Source organism: Pseudomonas sp. B40(2017) (assembly GCF_002112855.1).
In the GTDB taxonomy this organism is placed as follows: domain Bacteria; phylum Pseudomonadota; class Gammaproteobacteria; order Pseudomonadales; family Pseudomonadaceae; genus Aquipseudomonas; species Aquipseudomonas pharyngis.
On sequence record NZ_NEIT01000004.1, the window covers coordinates 372073 to 384089 of the forward strand.

Genomic DNA, 12017 nt, shown 5'->3' on the forward strand with positions numbered 1-12017 from the left:
GCCTAGGCTGCATGCATCGTTGATGGAGAATGCCCATGTCTGCACCGCTGGCCTCACTGAAGATTCTGGATTTCTCGACCCTGCTGCCGGGGCCGTTCGCCTCGCTGCTGCTAGCGGACATGGGCGCCGAGGTACTGCGCATCGAATCGCCGACCCGCCTCGACCTGGTGCGGGTGTTGCCGCCTCACGATCACGGCGTCTCGGCCAGTCACGCGTATCTCAACCGCAACAAGCGCAGCCTGGCGCTGGACCTCAAGCGGCCCGAGGCGCTGGCGCTGGTCAAGCAGTTGCTGGCGGATTACGACATCGTGCTGGAGCAGTTTCGCCCCGGAGTGATGGAGCGGCTGGGGCTGGGTTACGAGGCGCTGAAGGCGATCAATCCGAAGCTGATTTATGTGTCGATCTCCGGTTACGGCCAGACCGGGCCGTACAAGGATCGCGCCGGCCACGACATCAACTATCTGGCACTGGCCGGGCTCTCCAGTTACACCGGGCGCGCCGACAGCGGGCCGTTGCCGCTGGGCATGCAGGTGGCGGATGTCGCGGGCGGCTCGCTGCACGGGGTGATCGGTCTGCTGGCGGCGGTGATTTCCCGTCAGCAAACCGGGCAGGGCACCCATCTTGACGTGAGCATGACCGACTGCGCGTTCAGCCTGAATGCCATGGCCGGAGCCGGGTATCTGGCCTGCGGCGAAGAGCCGGGCTGGGAAGAGCAGATGCTCAATGGCGGCAGTTTCTACGATTACTACCGCTCTCGCGACGGGCGCTGGATGTCGGTGGGCAGTCTGGAACCGGCCTTCATGCAGCAACTGTGTGCGGCGCTGGGCCGGCCGGAACTGGCGGCGCAGGGCCTGTCACTCAAACCCGAACAGCAACGGGCGCTCAAGGACGCCTTGAAGGTCGAGTTCGAGAAGCATGACTTTGCCGAACTGTGCGAGCTGTTCGCCGGAATCGATGCCTGTGTCGAACCGGTGCTGAATCTGGGCGAGGCGGTGCGGCATCCTCAATTGCAGGCGCGGGAACTGGTGACGCAGGTGCCCCGTGGCGATGGCTCGGCGCAGGCGCAGATCGCCTGTCCGCTGAAGTTCTCCGAGGCATTGCCGGCGCCGCGACATGTCGGGGCGGCGCTGGGGCAGCATACGGATCAGGTGTTGGCGGAGTTGGGGTTGAGCCCTGAGCGGATTGCCGAACTGCGGCGGGCAAAGGTAGTTCTCTAGTACCTGTTGCGGCCTCTTCGTCGGATCGCCGCCCGGACCAAGCCCGCTCCCACAGGTTACGTGTCGTACACAGAGGCTGTGAACACACCGGACACTGTGGGAGCGGGCTTGCCCGCGAAGAGGCCCGACCAGACAACACAAAATCCAGGTTATTCGACCCGCATCTCGCCACTGAACACCAGCGTATTGCGACAGCGCCGGCACAAATAGCGCCGACCTTGCCGGACCAGGCTGTGACGCTGCGCCGAAAACGGAAAATCGCTGTCCGCACACGGGCATTTATAGATGTAGCGGGTCACGCTGCGGCGTTTGACTTCATAGGTGTGACAGCGATCCGGTGGCAATTCGTAGACGCCGCGCATGATCAGTTGCCACTCCTCGCCGTGGGGCTGGATGCGATCGCCGAACAGTTGATGGGCGATCAGGTGCGCGACTTCGTGGGCCACGGTCTGCTTGAGGAAGTGCTCGGTGTTTTCCCGGTACAGCTGCGGATTGAAGCGCAGCAGGTTCTCGTGCAGATGCGCGACCCCGGCTTTTTGCCCGCGCAGCTTGAGGCTCACCACGGGGCGTTTGAAGGGACGTTTGAAAAAGGATTCAGCGAGTTGGAAACAGTCTTCGACGCGGGTATTGAGTTGCTCGGGCATGCTTGATGGATCTCCAGAGGCGTCGAGTATGCCGCAACCCCGGGGCGTTGCGAATCGTCGAACTGCCGAATGGTCGTCGCTCTTTTTCAACCGGCACGAGAAGGCCGCCTTGCGGCGGCCTGTGTTGGCGGATCTTGTTTTTCTCGGGATGAACCGATTGCTAATTGGTGTAGACGGGCCCCACGCCCAGTCCCCAGACGATCACGGTAAACGCCATGATGGCCACCAGCACCACCAGACCCACCGCCAGTACCGAGCTGGAAAACAGGAAACCCTCGTCGGACGGAATATTCATGAAGGTCGGCAGCCCCACATACAACAGGTACACCGTGTAGCAGATGGCCGCCGTGCCGACGATCATCCCCAGCCACATGTGCGGGTAGAGCGCCGCCAGTCCGCCGACGAACAGCGGTGTCGCGGTGTAGGTGGCAAATGCCACGCAACGGGCCAGGCTCGGGTTGGCGTCATAGGTGCGGGCCATCCAGTGCACGAAGGCACCCATGACCGCGACCCCGCCGAGCATTGCCAGATAAGACATGATCGTCATCCACAACGCGCTTTCGACGGTGAGCATCACCGGTGCGCGGTTGCCGATCACCCAGCCGACCTGGGTGGTGCCGATAAATGCCGAAACAGCGGGGATCGCCGCCAGGATCAGCGTGTGCGTCAGGTACATGTGGCTGATGCTTTCTTCCTGGTCGCCACGGATTTCCTTCCATTCCTGATCGGGGTGGGTAAAAAGTCCCACTACGTGATGGATCATGCCAGTCACTCCTCTCGTTATTGCCATCGCCCCCCAGCGGAGCGCCTACGGGCCAATGCGGCCGAGCAAATACAGGTCTTCAGATTGTGTGCGACCTTATGTCGCAGTATAGAAAGGTCTTAACCGCACAGGTGATAGGGGCTTAGAGCAAATCGCGCTGTAAAACCTCGGGGTAATCGCGTCGGGGTCTGTGTAAGCAGGCATTCGAGGGGGCGACAACCTGTGGCCACAAGCCAAGTGTTTTTGCGTAAAATGCCCGCCTTTCGTCACACCTCACGGATTTCGCGTCATGGGCACTCTTACGGTCAACCAGAACAAACTGCAAAAGCGCCTGCGCCGCCTGGCGGGCGAAGCCGTCACCGACTTCAACATGATCGAAGACGGCGACAAGGTCATGGTCTGCCTGTCCGGGGGCAAGGACAGCTACACCATGCTCGACGTGCTGATGCACCTGCAGAAGGTTGCACCGATCAAGTTCGAGATTGTCGCCGTGAACATGGACCAGAAGCAGCCGGGTTTCCCCGAACACGTGCTGCCGGCCTACCTGAAAGAGCTGGGCATCGAGTACCACATCGTCGAGAAGGACACGTACTCGGTGGTCAAGGAACTGATCCCGGAAGGCAAGACCACCTGCTCGCTGTGCTCGCGCCTGCGTCGCGGCACGCTGTACACCTTCGCCGACGAAATCGGCGCGACCAAAATGGCCCTCGGTCATCATCGCGACGACATCGTCGAGACGTTCTTCCTCAACATGTTCTTCAACGGCAGCCTCAAAGCCATGCCGCCGAAACTGCGCGCCGACGATGGTCGCAACGTGGTGATCCGTCCGCTGGCCTACTGCAACGAGAAAGACATCCAGGCCTACTCGGACTTCAAGCAATTCCCGATCATCCCGTGCAACCTTTGCGGCTCCCAGGAAAACCTGCAGCGTCAGGTGGTCAAGGAAATGCTGTTGGACTGGGAACGCAAGACACCGGGCCGTACCGAGAGCATTTTCCGCAGCCTGCAGAACGTGATTCCGTCGCAACTGGCCGACCGTAACCTGTTTGACTTCACCAGCCTGAAGATCGACGAGACCGCCGCTTCGCGTTTCGTCAACGTCGTAAACCTGTAAGCCGTACCCATTGTGGGAGCCAGCCTGCTGGCGATTGCGGTGTGCCAGCCCCGACATGGGTGACTGACACTGCGCTATCGCCAGCAGGCTGGCTCCCACATTGGTTTTTCGTTTCATTCAAAAGGAGAGGGCATGCGCGACTACAAGTGGCTGCACGAATACTGTCTGAACCGCTTCGGTTCGGCGGCTGAACTGGAAGCCCATCTGCCCGTTCCCAAGACCCCGGCGCAACTGCGCAAGATCAGCGACGACCGTTATCTCTCGACCATGGCCCTGCGGGTGTTTCGTGCCGGGCTCAAGCACAGCCTGGTGGACGCCAAGTGGCCGGCCTTCGAAGAAGTGTTCTTCAAGTTCGACCCGGAAAAGGTCGTGCTGATGAGTGCCGAACACCTTGAGCGGCTGATGCAGGATGCGCGGATCATCCGTCACCTGGGCAAGCTGAAAAGCGTGCCGCGCAATGCGCAGTTCATTCTGGACGTCGAGAAAGAGAAGGGCAGTTTCGGTGCGTTGCTGGCCGACTGGCCGGTGACCGACATCGTCGGTTTGTGGACCTACCTGAAAAAGCACGGCCATCAATTGGGCGGGCTGTCGGCGCCTCGGTTTTTGCGGATGGTTGGCAAGGACACCTTTGTGCCGAGCTACGACGTGGTCGCGGCGTTGAATGCACAGAAGATCGTCGACAAGGCACCCACCAGCCTGCGGGATCTGGCGACGGTGCAGAACGCGTTCAACCAGTGGCATGAAGAGAGTGGCGGACGGCCGATGAGCCAGATCTCGATGATGCTGGCTTACACCGTCAACCATTGAGCTCAGAGTGATCGTTCCCACGCTCTGTGTGGGAATGATCCCGAAACCTGTGGGAGCTGGCTTGCCAGCGATAGCGGTCTGTCAGGCGACGGAGACTTCGCCTTCGCCCGCCAGTTTGCGGTTCAGCTGATACCGCCAGCGCACATACAGCAACGCCGAGCAGAACACCGCCAGACTGGCGATCATCTCCAGCACGCCAAACAGCTGCCGGCTCGGGTCGTATGCGGCCAGCGCGCCCTTGATGAAATACAGGTTCACCACAAAGCACATCCACGAATGCCCGCGTGCGCTGCCCATGATCATGCCCGGTGCGAGCACGATCCACGGGATCAGCTCGATCAGCAGAATCACCCACGGCCGCGCGCCGTGCAGGTCGGCGAACACCAGGTAATACGCGGCGAGCAGTCCGGCCAGGCCGAAAAAGCACAGCAGACTGATCACCCGCATCGCCCGCACCCGTGGCTCCAGCCACTCGACGGCGGGCAGGACTTTCGGCTTTCTGGCCATCTCAGTTCCCCAGTTTCTGGGCGGTCTTGGCCAGACGTGCACCGAGGGCGCGGCACAGCGCCACTTCGTGCGGATCGAGACCACTTTTACCGTCGGCCCCAGCGTGATGGCTGGCGCCGTAAGGCGTGCCGCCGCCCTGGGTTTCCAGCAGCGCCGATTCGCTGTAAGGCAGGCCGGTGATCAGCATGCCGTGGTGCAGCAGCGGCAGCATCATCGACAGCAGGGTGGTTTCCTGACCACCGTGCAGGCTGGCGGTGGAGGTGAACACCCCGGCCGGCTTGCCGACCAGCGCGCCGGTCAGCCACAGGTTGCTGGTGCCATCGAGGAAGTACTTGAGCGGCGCGGCCATGTTGCCGAAACGAGTCGGGCTGCCGAGGGCAAGACCGGTGCAGTTCTTCAGGTCATCCAGAGTGGCGTACAGCGCGCCTTCATCCGGAATGTCCGGTGCCACGGCTTCACACTCGGTGGAGATCGCCGGCACGGTGCGCAGGCGTGCTTCGAGACCGGCCTGCTCGACGCCACGGGCGATCTGCCGGGCCATCTCGTTGGTCGAGCCGCTGCGGCTGTAATACAGAACCAGAATGTACGGCGCACTCACGGCAGCAGCTCCAGGATCTGCTCCGGTGGACGGCCGATAATGGCTTTGTCGCCGGCTTCGAGAATCGGTCGCTCCATCAGCTTCGGATGTGCCGCGATGGCTTCGATCAATTGCTGCTCGGTGAGACTGGCATCGGCCAGGTTCAAGGTCTTGTATTCGTCTTCGCCGGTGCGCAGCAGTTGCCGTGCGCTGATTCCGAGCTTGCCGAGCAAAGCCTTGATCTGCGCGGCGTCCAGCGGCGTTTCGAGGTAGCGCACCACGTTTGGCGTCAGGCCACGGGCTTCGAGGAGTTCGAGCGCACCGCGGGATTTCGAGCAGCGCGGGTTGTGATAAAGCGTCAGATCGGTCATGGGCGGGTCGCTTCTTGCGTAGAGTGGCGGCTATTCTAACTGTGCAGCGCGCAATCCAGAACCTTGGGAGGCGATGGGTCGCAGGCGCATTCAATTTTTCACAAGGAACACGACATGACACGGGCACTGGCAGCGGCATTGACGATCATCGGGGCGTTGATGCTGGGGGGCTGCGGTAACGACTACGGCATCGACCAGAACGGGCAGAAAGTGGCGTCCGAACGCCTCGACAAACAATGGGTCGTGCTCAACTACTGGGCCGAATGGTGCGGCCCATGCCGCACGGAAATCCCGGAACTCAATCATTTGGCCGAAGAGCTCAAGGGCAAGAAGATCGGCGTGTTCGGGGTCAATTTCGACAATGTGCAGGGTGAAGAGCTGAAGAGCGCCAGCGAAAAACTGGGCATCAAATTCACGGTGCTGGCGCAGGATCCGTCGGAACTGTTCGAGCTGCCGCGCAGTGAGGCCTTGCCGGTGACCTACATCATCGACAACAAGGGCAAGGTGCGGGAACAGTTGCTGGGCGAGCAGACAGCGGCGGGGGTGATGGCGAAGCTTGAGGCGTTGCAGGCGACCAACTGATTCGCCTTGGCTGATCGTCGCTGATCGTTCCCACGCTCCGCGTGGGAATGCATCCCGTGACGCTCTGCGTCACAGCGGACGCGGAGCGTCCGGGGCGGCGTTACCACGCAGAGCGTGGGAACGATCACGCGCTGTGCGTGGGAACGACTCGAAGGATCAGCCTTCTTCCAGCCACCAGCGCAATGGCTTGCCTTCAGCCGGCCAGAAGCGCATCTGCTCGATCGGCGAGATGTCCCAGCGCTCAACATGCTCCAGGGCCTGGAGGAAGCGTTGCTCCTGCTCCATCAGCGCCGGTGCGCAGAGTTTGCGGGTCTTGCCGATCTTGCCGAAGCTCAGCTTGTCGCCTTCCAGAGTGTACGGCGCGAACCAGTGGTTGCAGCCGCCATTGCCATACGCCCGGCCATCATCGCCAAGGGTCACGGTCAGGTGGCTGTAGTCCATCAGCGGTCGCTCGCCGATCCACTCCAGAATGTAGCTGCGGTTCTGTTGCAGTTGCACAGGCTCCGCGGCGCAACCCATCAGGCCGGCGCCGACAACAGCGGTCAGGGCCAGGTGTTTCATCACGCCGGCTCCTGGCATTTCGGGCACAGGTGCTTGTCGCCAACGGTTTTCCAGCCGAGCTCGGCGATGCGTGCGGTGGCGGCCGGTTTTTCCGCAGGCTTGCCCAATTTGGCGTCCACGGCGAATTCGAAGCTCAGCTCCCTGGCGCAGCTGTCGCAATTGACCTGCCAGGTGTGGATCGCCAGCTCACCAAACACCGGGCCGGTGGTCATGGCAGTCCATTGACCCGGCGGGTTGATCAGGTGGCGGACGGTGTCGACGGTCAGGCGCATGGACAAGTCCTTGCTGCCTTTGAGGGTTACGACCAGCACGTCGCCGATGCGGATCGAGCCACCGTTGCCGGTGACCTGATAACGGCCCGGAACCAGGGCGCGGCATTCGGTGAGGGTGTGTTGCGGGTTCATCAGGGTGTAGCGGAAATCGTGTTCGACCATGGGTCCTCCAAATATGCGCGACATGCTAGCACGGGCTTGATTGCAGAATGATGCGCGCGTGCGACCTTCGATCCGGTTCAAATCGACACCGCAGTCGTGGCAAACTGCCGCCTTCATTTTCAAGGAACGGAACATGGCGCTGATCGAATGTTATGAATGCAAGCGGAGCATCAGCTCCGAAGCCACGGCGTGCATTCATTGCGGGGCCCCGCTGGCAGAGGCGCCTGCTTCGCACGCCCAGACGGGCACGTCGACAATTTCCTTTGGCAGCCTGCCGCGCAACAAGGCAGTGCCCGAGGCCTACGTTCCGCCGCCGGCGCCCGAGCGGCCGAAGATCATGCCGGCCGCTGCGGGGCGACGCCGTCGTTCGCAGCCGGTCGAGCCGGTGCTGAACCCGGACGGCTCGCGCCCGGTGGAAGGCTGGCTGAAGATCATGGCGTTTCTGATGCCGCTGGTGTTTGTCTGGTTCCTGCTGCGCAACGGGCACTCCCTCAAGCAACGTTTACTGGGGTTCGGCTGGCTGGCGCTGTTAATCCTGTGCGTGGCGATTACCCCGACGCCGCCTCCGGTCTGAGCCCGATCGTTCAGCCCTCGACCTGGTTCTGCGGCGTACCCGCCGCCCAGGTCGCGATGTTGTGCAGGGTGGTCGCGGCAATCGCGCCCAGCGCCTCATGGGTCAGGAACGCCTGATGGGCGGTGACGATCACATTGGGGAACGTCAGCAGCCGCGCCAGCACGTCGTCCTGTAGCGGCAGGTCGGAACGGTCCTCGAAAAACAGCTGCGCTTCCTCTTCATACACATCCAGTCCCAGATAACCGAGCTGGCTGTCCTTCAGGGCGTCGATCAGCGCTGGCGTGTCCACCAGACCGCCGCGCCCGGTGTTGATCAGCATCGCCCCCGGTTGCATGTGCGCCAGCGAATTGCGGTTGATCAGGTGTCTGCTCTGTTCGTTGAGCGGGCAGTGCAGGCTGATGATCCGCGACTGTGCCAGCAGATCCGGCAGGCTCAGGTAGCGCGCGCCTAACGCTTCGACGGCGGGATTCGGATAAGGGTCGTAGGCCAGCAGTTCGCAGCCAAAGCCGTGCATGATTTTCGCGAAGGTCGCGCCGATCTGTCCGGTGCCGACGATGCCGACCGTCTTGCCCACCAGATCGAAACCGGTAAGACCGTGCAGGCTGAAATCGCCTTCGCGGGTGCGGTTGTAGGCGCGATGCAGGCGCCGGTTGAGGGCGAGGATCAACGCCACCGCATGCTCGGCCACCGCGTGGGGCGAGTAGGCTGGTACACGCACGACGGCCAGCCCCAGACGTTTGGCGACGGTCAGATCCACGTGGTTGTAGCCGGCCGAACGCAAGGCGATAAGGCGAGTGCCGCCGGCCGCCAGACGTTCCAGCACCGGCGCGCTGAGGTCATCGTTGATGAAGGCGCAGACTACCTCGTGATGTTCGGCCAGCGCTGCGGTATCGAGGCTGAGCCGGGCCGGCTGGAAGTGCAGTTCGATCCCGTCCGGGCAGTCGGCGGCGAGGAAACTGTCGCGGTCGTAGGTCTGGCTGCTGAAAACGATCGTGCGCATGAAATCCTCCTGGAGCATCGACGCGGGCGCAAATCACCCGCGACAACTGTAGCCGCGTCGGCGTTGACCGGCATTGCCGTGGATCAGGCGCTGATCTTCGCCTGGGCCGCCAGACGATTGATCGCCCGTTCCAGCTCGTCCAGCGCGGTCGAGGCCTTGGGGTCCTGCTGCTTGAGCAGGGTTTCGCTGCGCTGGCAGGCGGCGCGCAATTGCGGCACGCCGCAGTAACGCGTGGCGCCATGCAGACGGTGCACCCGTTCGAGCAGGCTGTTCTGATCCTGACTGTCGCGGGCGGTGCGGATGGCTTCGCGGTCGGCTTCAAGCGAAGCCAGCAGCATCGCCAGCATGTCCGCCGCCAGGTCCGCCTTGCCGGCAGCCAGGCGCAAACCTTCTTCGTGATCGAGAATCGGCAGTTCCTGATTGCCCAGCAGGCTTTCGCCGCCCCGGTCCGGCGCCTGATTGCGCAACGCAAGGCCCGTCCACTTCAGCACCACCTGCGCCAGTTGCCGCTCGCTGATCGGCTTGGTCAGGTAGTCGTCCATGCCGCTTTGCAGCAGCGCGCGTTTTTCATTGGCCATGGCGTGGGCGGTGAGGGCGACGATCGGCAGCGGCGTGCAGTGCCGCTCGCTTTCCCACTGGCGAATCGTTTCGGTGCTCTGGCGTCCGTCCATGCCGGGCATCTGCACGTCCATCAGCACCAGATCGAAGGTTTCGTTCTGCACTGCCTTGACCGCGGCATAACCGCTTTCCACGGCCAGCACCTTGGCGCCCATGTCTTCGAGCAGCGTCTGCACCAGCAACAGGTTGGCCGGGTTGTCGTCGACGCACAGCACTTTCGGCGCGCGGCTCGACAACGGTTCGCCCGGTTCGCTGCGCTGCTGGCGCGGGTTGACCATGTCCGACAAGGCCCGGCGCAGTTTGCGGGTGCAGGCCGGTTTCGATTGCAACTGACTGTGAGGGTTGGGCACTGAAAGGTGATAGAGCGTCAGCTCGGTGGTCGGGCACAACACCAGCACCCGGCAACCGAGGTGCTCAAGGTCCCAGATGTGCTGGTTGAGGCGCTCCGGCGGCATGTCGTTACTGGTGATGCCGAGCACCGCCAGATCGATGGCCTGATCGGTCTGATGGGCGCCGGTAACGCCATTGGTCAGGCTTTCCAACGTGTTGAACGGCGTGACATCGAGGCCGCAGTCTTCCAACTGATGTTGCAGGGCCTGACGCGCCAGTTCATGGTTCTCCAGCACCGCCACCCGGCGCCCGAGCAACGGCGCGGCGGGCAGGTCTTCGGCATCGTCGCGGGTCTTGGGCAGGTTCAGGCTGATCCAGAATTCCGAACCTTCACCCGGGGTGCTGTCGACGCCGATTTCGCCGCCCATCTGTTCGATCAGGCGCTTGGAAATCACCAGCCCCAGGCCGGTGCCACCGGGTTGGCGCGACAGCGAATTGTCGGCCTGGCTGAAAGCCTGGAACAACGCGCGCACATCCTGGTTCGACAGGCCGATGCCAGTGTCCTGAATGCTGATGCGCAACTGCACGCTGTCGTCGTTTTCTTCTTCGAGCATGGCGCGGGCGACGATGGTGCCTTCGCGGGTGAACTTGATCGCGTTACTCACAAGGTTGGTCAGGATCTGCTTAAGCCGCAGTGGATCGCCGACCAGCGACAGCGGCGTATCGCGGTACACCAGACTCACCAGTTCCAGCTGCTTGGCGTGGGCGGCGGGGGCGAGGATGGTCAGGGTGTCCTGCAACAGGTCGCGCAGGTTGAACGGAATATGGTCGAGCACCAGTTTGCCGGCCTCGATCTTCGAGAAATCGAGGATCTCGTTGATGATCCCCAGCAGGCTGTCGGCGGACTTTTCGATGGTGCCCAGGTAGTCGAGCTGGCGCGGGGTCAGCTCGCTTTTCTGCAACAGGTGGGTGAAACCGAGAATGCCGTTGAGCGGCGTGCGGATTTCGTGGCTCATGTTGGCGAGGAATTCGGATTTGATCCGGCTCGCTTCCAGCGCTTCCTTGCGGGCCAGGTCCAGCTCGATGTTCTGGATCTCGATGGTTTCCAGGTTCTGGCGCACGTCTTCGGTGGCCTGATCGACGCTGTGCTGCAATTCTTCGCGGGCGTTCTGCAGGGTGCCGGCCATGCGGTTGATGCCGGACGCCAGTTCATCCAGTTCCTGACTGCCCAGCGGTGGCAGGCGGGTTTCCAGATGACCGTCCTTGAGCTGGGCGACGGCCTGTTTGATCTGGCTCAGCGGGCGGTTGATCGTGCGGCCCATGCGCAAGGCCAGCAACGCGGCGCCGGCCAGACCCGCGCCGATCAGCAACAGACTGGCGAACAGGCTTCGGTAGCCGCGCAACAACATGCCGTTGTGCGACAGTTCCAGTTCAACCCAGCCGAGCAGGCGGTCGGATTCTTGCGGGATCAGCTCGCCGGCGAGGTTGCGGTGTTTGCCGAAGACCGGCAGCAGATAGCGGGTGGCATCGTTGCCGCTGCGTCGCAGCAGGTGCGCGCTGTCACCGCTCGGCGCCTGGTTGAGCATGGTCGGGCCGGCGTGGGCGAGGGGAGAGCGATCGGGCGCGAGGAAGGTCACGGCGCGCACGTCTGGTTGTTCGAGGGACTGGGTGGCGATGCGCTCGAGCAGTTCGGCATCGCCGTGGCCCATGGCCGGTGCCACCAGCGGAGCCAGTTGCTCGGCGATCATTTCGCCGCGCTGCATCAGTTGAGCTTGCAGGTCGGATTGCTGCGTCCAGGTGAAGTACCCGCCCAGCACCAGTGCCATCAGGCTGGTCGGCAACAGGGTCAGCAACAATACGCGACCTTTGATTCCCAGTTTCTTGAGCACGCCTTTCTCCTGCATCCCGCTGATCGTTG

General features: G+C 62.6%; 14 protein-coding genes. 5 read left to right on the plus strand and 9 right to left on the minus strand.

Annotation, left to right across the window (positions count from 1 at the left end):
• The first annotated feature begins 35 nt into the window (after window positions 1–35).
• A complete protein-coding gene (locus CAF76_RS12435) occupies window positions 36–1217 on the plus strand; it encodes a CaiB/BaiF CoA-transferase family protein (RefSeq protein ID WP_085647382.1) in 1182 nt (393 codons plus the stop codon).
• Window positions 1218–1366: 149 nt separating this feature from the next.
• Here the strand turns inward: CAF76_RS12435 and CAF76_RS12440 are convergent, their stop codons facing one another.
• Together CAF76_RS12440 and CAF76_RS12445 are read right to left on the minus strand one after the other, a co-directional pair.
• On the minus strand, window positions 1367–1861 hold the full coding sequence (locus CAF76_RS12440; RefSeq protein WP_007957760.1) for a SprT family zinc-dependent metalloprotease: 495 nt from the start codon (window positions 1859–1861) through the stop codon (window positions 1367–1369).
• 160 nt (window positions 1862–2021) lie between these two features.
• Complete coding sequence (locus CAF76_RS12445) at window positions 2022–2624, minus strand: Yip1 family protein (protein WP_007957761.1); 603 nt, start codon at window positions 2622–2624, stop codon at window positions 2022–2024.
• Between the two features lie 289 nt (window positions 2625–2913).
• Between CAF76_RS12445 and ttcA the strand changes: the two genes are divergently transcribed.
• Both ttcA and CAF76_RS12455 read left to right on the plus strand, forming a co-directional pair.
• The gene (gene ttcA / locus CAF76_RS12450) at window positions 2914–3738 is read left to right on the plus strand and encodes a tRNA 2-thiocytidine(32) synthetase TtcA (protein WP_085647384.1); all 825 of its coding nucleotides are present in this window, start codon (window positions 2914–2916) and stop codon (window positions 3736–3738) included.
• A gap of 132 nt (window positions 3739–3870) precedes the next feature.
• Entirely contained in the window at window positions 3871–4545 is a 675-nt protein-coding gene (locus CAF76_RS12455; protein ID WP_039772888.1) for a DNA-3-methyladenine glycosylase I, read from the plus strand.
• 81 nt (window positions 4546–4626) lie between these two features.
• Here the strand turns inward: CAF76_RS12455 and CAF76_RS12460 are convergent, their stop codons facing one another.
• The 3 genes from CAF76_RS12460 to arsC are packed head-to-tail and all read right to left on the minus strand — an operon-like array spanning window position 4627 to window position 6000.
• Window positions 4627–5052 (minus strand): DUF2069 domain-containing protein, encoded by a 426-nt coding sequence (locus CAF76_RS12460; RefSeq protein WP_011335491.1) that lies wholly within the window; start codon window positions 5050–5052, stop codon window positions 4627–4629.
• Window position 5053: 1 nt separating this feature from the next.
• A complete protein-coding gene (gene wrbA, locus CAF76_RS12465; protein ID WP_085647386.1) occupies window positions 5054–5650 on the minus strand; it encodes an NAD(P)H:quinone oxidoreductase in 597 nt (198 codons plus the stop codon).
• A complete protein-coding gene (gene arsC, locus CAF76_RS12470; protein ID WP_085610708.1) occupies window positions 5647–6000 on the minus strand; it encodes an arsenate reductase (glutaredoxin) in 354 nt (117 codons plus the stop codon). The genes wrbA and arsC overlap by 4 nt, the downstream gene beginning before the upstream one ends.
• A 114-nt stretch (window positions 6001–6114) precedes the next feature.
• On the opposite strand from arsC, the gene CAF76_RS12475 reads away from it, so the two are divergent.
• Window positions 6115–6582: a TlpA disulfide reductase family protein gene (locus CAF76_RS12475; protein WP_064598655.1), complete on the plus strand. Its 468-nt coding sequence runs from the start codon at window positions 6115–6117 to the stop codon at window positions 6580–6582.
• A gap of 156 nt (window positions 6583–6738) precedes the next feature.
• Here the strand turns inward: CAF76_RS12475 and CAF76_RS12480 are convergent, their stop codons facing one another.
• Together CAF76_RS12480 and CAF76_RS12485 are read right to left on the minus strand one after the other, a co-directional pair.
• Window positions 6739–7143, minus strand: a complete 405-nt coding sequence (locus CAF76_RS12480) for an META domain-containing protein (RefSeq protein ID WP_039772881.1) — start codon at window positions 7141–7143, stop codon at window positions 6739–6741.
• Entirely contained in the window at window positions 7143–7577 is a 435-nt protein-coding gene (locus CAF76_RS12485; protein ID WP_085610706.1) for a hypothetical protein, read from the minus strand. The genes CAF76_RS12480 and CAF76_RS12485 overlap by 1 nt, the downstream gene beginning before the upstream one ends.
• Before the next feature lie 133 nt (window positions 7578–7710).
• On the opposite strand from CAF76_RS12485, the gene CAF76_RS12490 reads away from it, so the two are divergent.
• Window positions 7711–8151 (plus strand): hypothetical protein, encoded by a 441-nt coding sequence (locus CAF76_RS12490; protein WP_064598651.1) that lies wholly within the window; start codon window positions 7711–7713, stop codon window positions 8149–8151.
• 10 nt (window positions 8152–8161) lie between these two features.
• Here CAF76_RS12490 and CAF76_RS12495 read toward each other — a convergent pair whose 3' ends face one another.
• Both CAF76_RS12495 and CAF76_RS12500 read right to left on the minus strand, forming a co-directional pair.
• Window positions 8162–9151: a 2-hydroxyacid dehydrogenase gene (locus CAF76_RS12495; RefSeq protein ID WP_085647388.1), complete on the minus strand. Its 990-nt coding sequence runs from the start codon at window positions 9149–9151 to the stop codon at window positions 8162–8164.
• An 83-nt stretch (window positions 9152–9234) separates the two neighbouring features.
• The gene (locus CAF76_RS12500) at window positions 9235–11988 is read right to left on the minus strand and encodes a response regulator (RefSeq protein ID WP_085647617.1); all 2754 of its coding nucleotides are present in this window, start codon (window positions 11986–11988) and stop codon (window positions 9235–9237) included.
• Window positions 11989–12017 lie beyond the last annotated feature (29 nt).

Bases quoted from the DNA above. Each gene is read 5' to 3' on its own strand.
- CAF76_RS12435 (WP_085647382.1), top strand. From the start codon at position 36: ATGTCTGCACCGCTGGCCTCACTGAAGATTCTGGATTTCTCGACCCTG.
- CAF76_RS12440 (WP_007957760.1), bottom strand. From the start codon at position 1,861: ATGCCCGAGCAACTCAATACCCGCGTCGAAGACTGTTTCCAACTCGCT.
- CAF76_RS12445 (WP_007957761.1), bottom strand. From the start codon at position 2,624: ATGATCCATCACGTAGTGGGACTTTTTACCCACCCCGATCAGGAATGG.
- ttcA (WP_085647384.1), top strand. From the start codon at position 2,914: ATGGGCACTCTTACGGTCAACCAGAACAAACTGCAAAAGCGCCTGCGC.
- CAF76_RS12455 (WP_039772888.1), top strand. From the start codon at position 3,871: ATGCGCGACTACAAGTGGCTGCACGAATACTGTCTGAACCGCTTCGGT.
- CAF76_RS12460 (WP_011335491.1), bottom strand. From the start codon at position 5,052: ATGGCCAGAAAGCCGAAAGTCCTGCCCGCCGTCGAGTGGCTGGAGCCA.
- arsC (WP_085610708.1), bottom strand. From the start codon at position 6,000: ATGACCGATCTGACGCTTTATCACAACCCGCGCTGCTCGAAATCCCGC.
- CAF76_RS12475 (WP_064598655.1), top strand. From the start codon at position 6,115: ATGACACGGGCACTGGCAGCGGCATTGACGATCATCGGGGCGTTGATG.
- CAF76_RS12480 (WP_039772881.1), bottom strand. From the start codon at position 7,143: ATGAAACACCTGGCCCTGACCGCTGTTGTCGGCGCCGGCCTGATGGGT.
- CAF76_RS12485 (WP_085610706.1), bottom strand. From the start codon at position 7,577: ATGGTCGAACACGATTTCCGCTACACCCTGATGAACCCGCAACACACC.
- CAF76_RS12490 (WP_064598651.1), top strand. From the start codon at position 7,711: ATGGCGCTGATCGAATGTTATGAATGCAAGCGGAGCATCAGCTCCGAA.
- CAF76_RS12495 (WP_085647388.1), bottom strand. From the start codon at position 9,151: ATGCGCACGATCGTTTTCAGCAGCCAGACCTACGACCGCGACAGTTTC.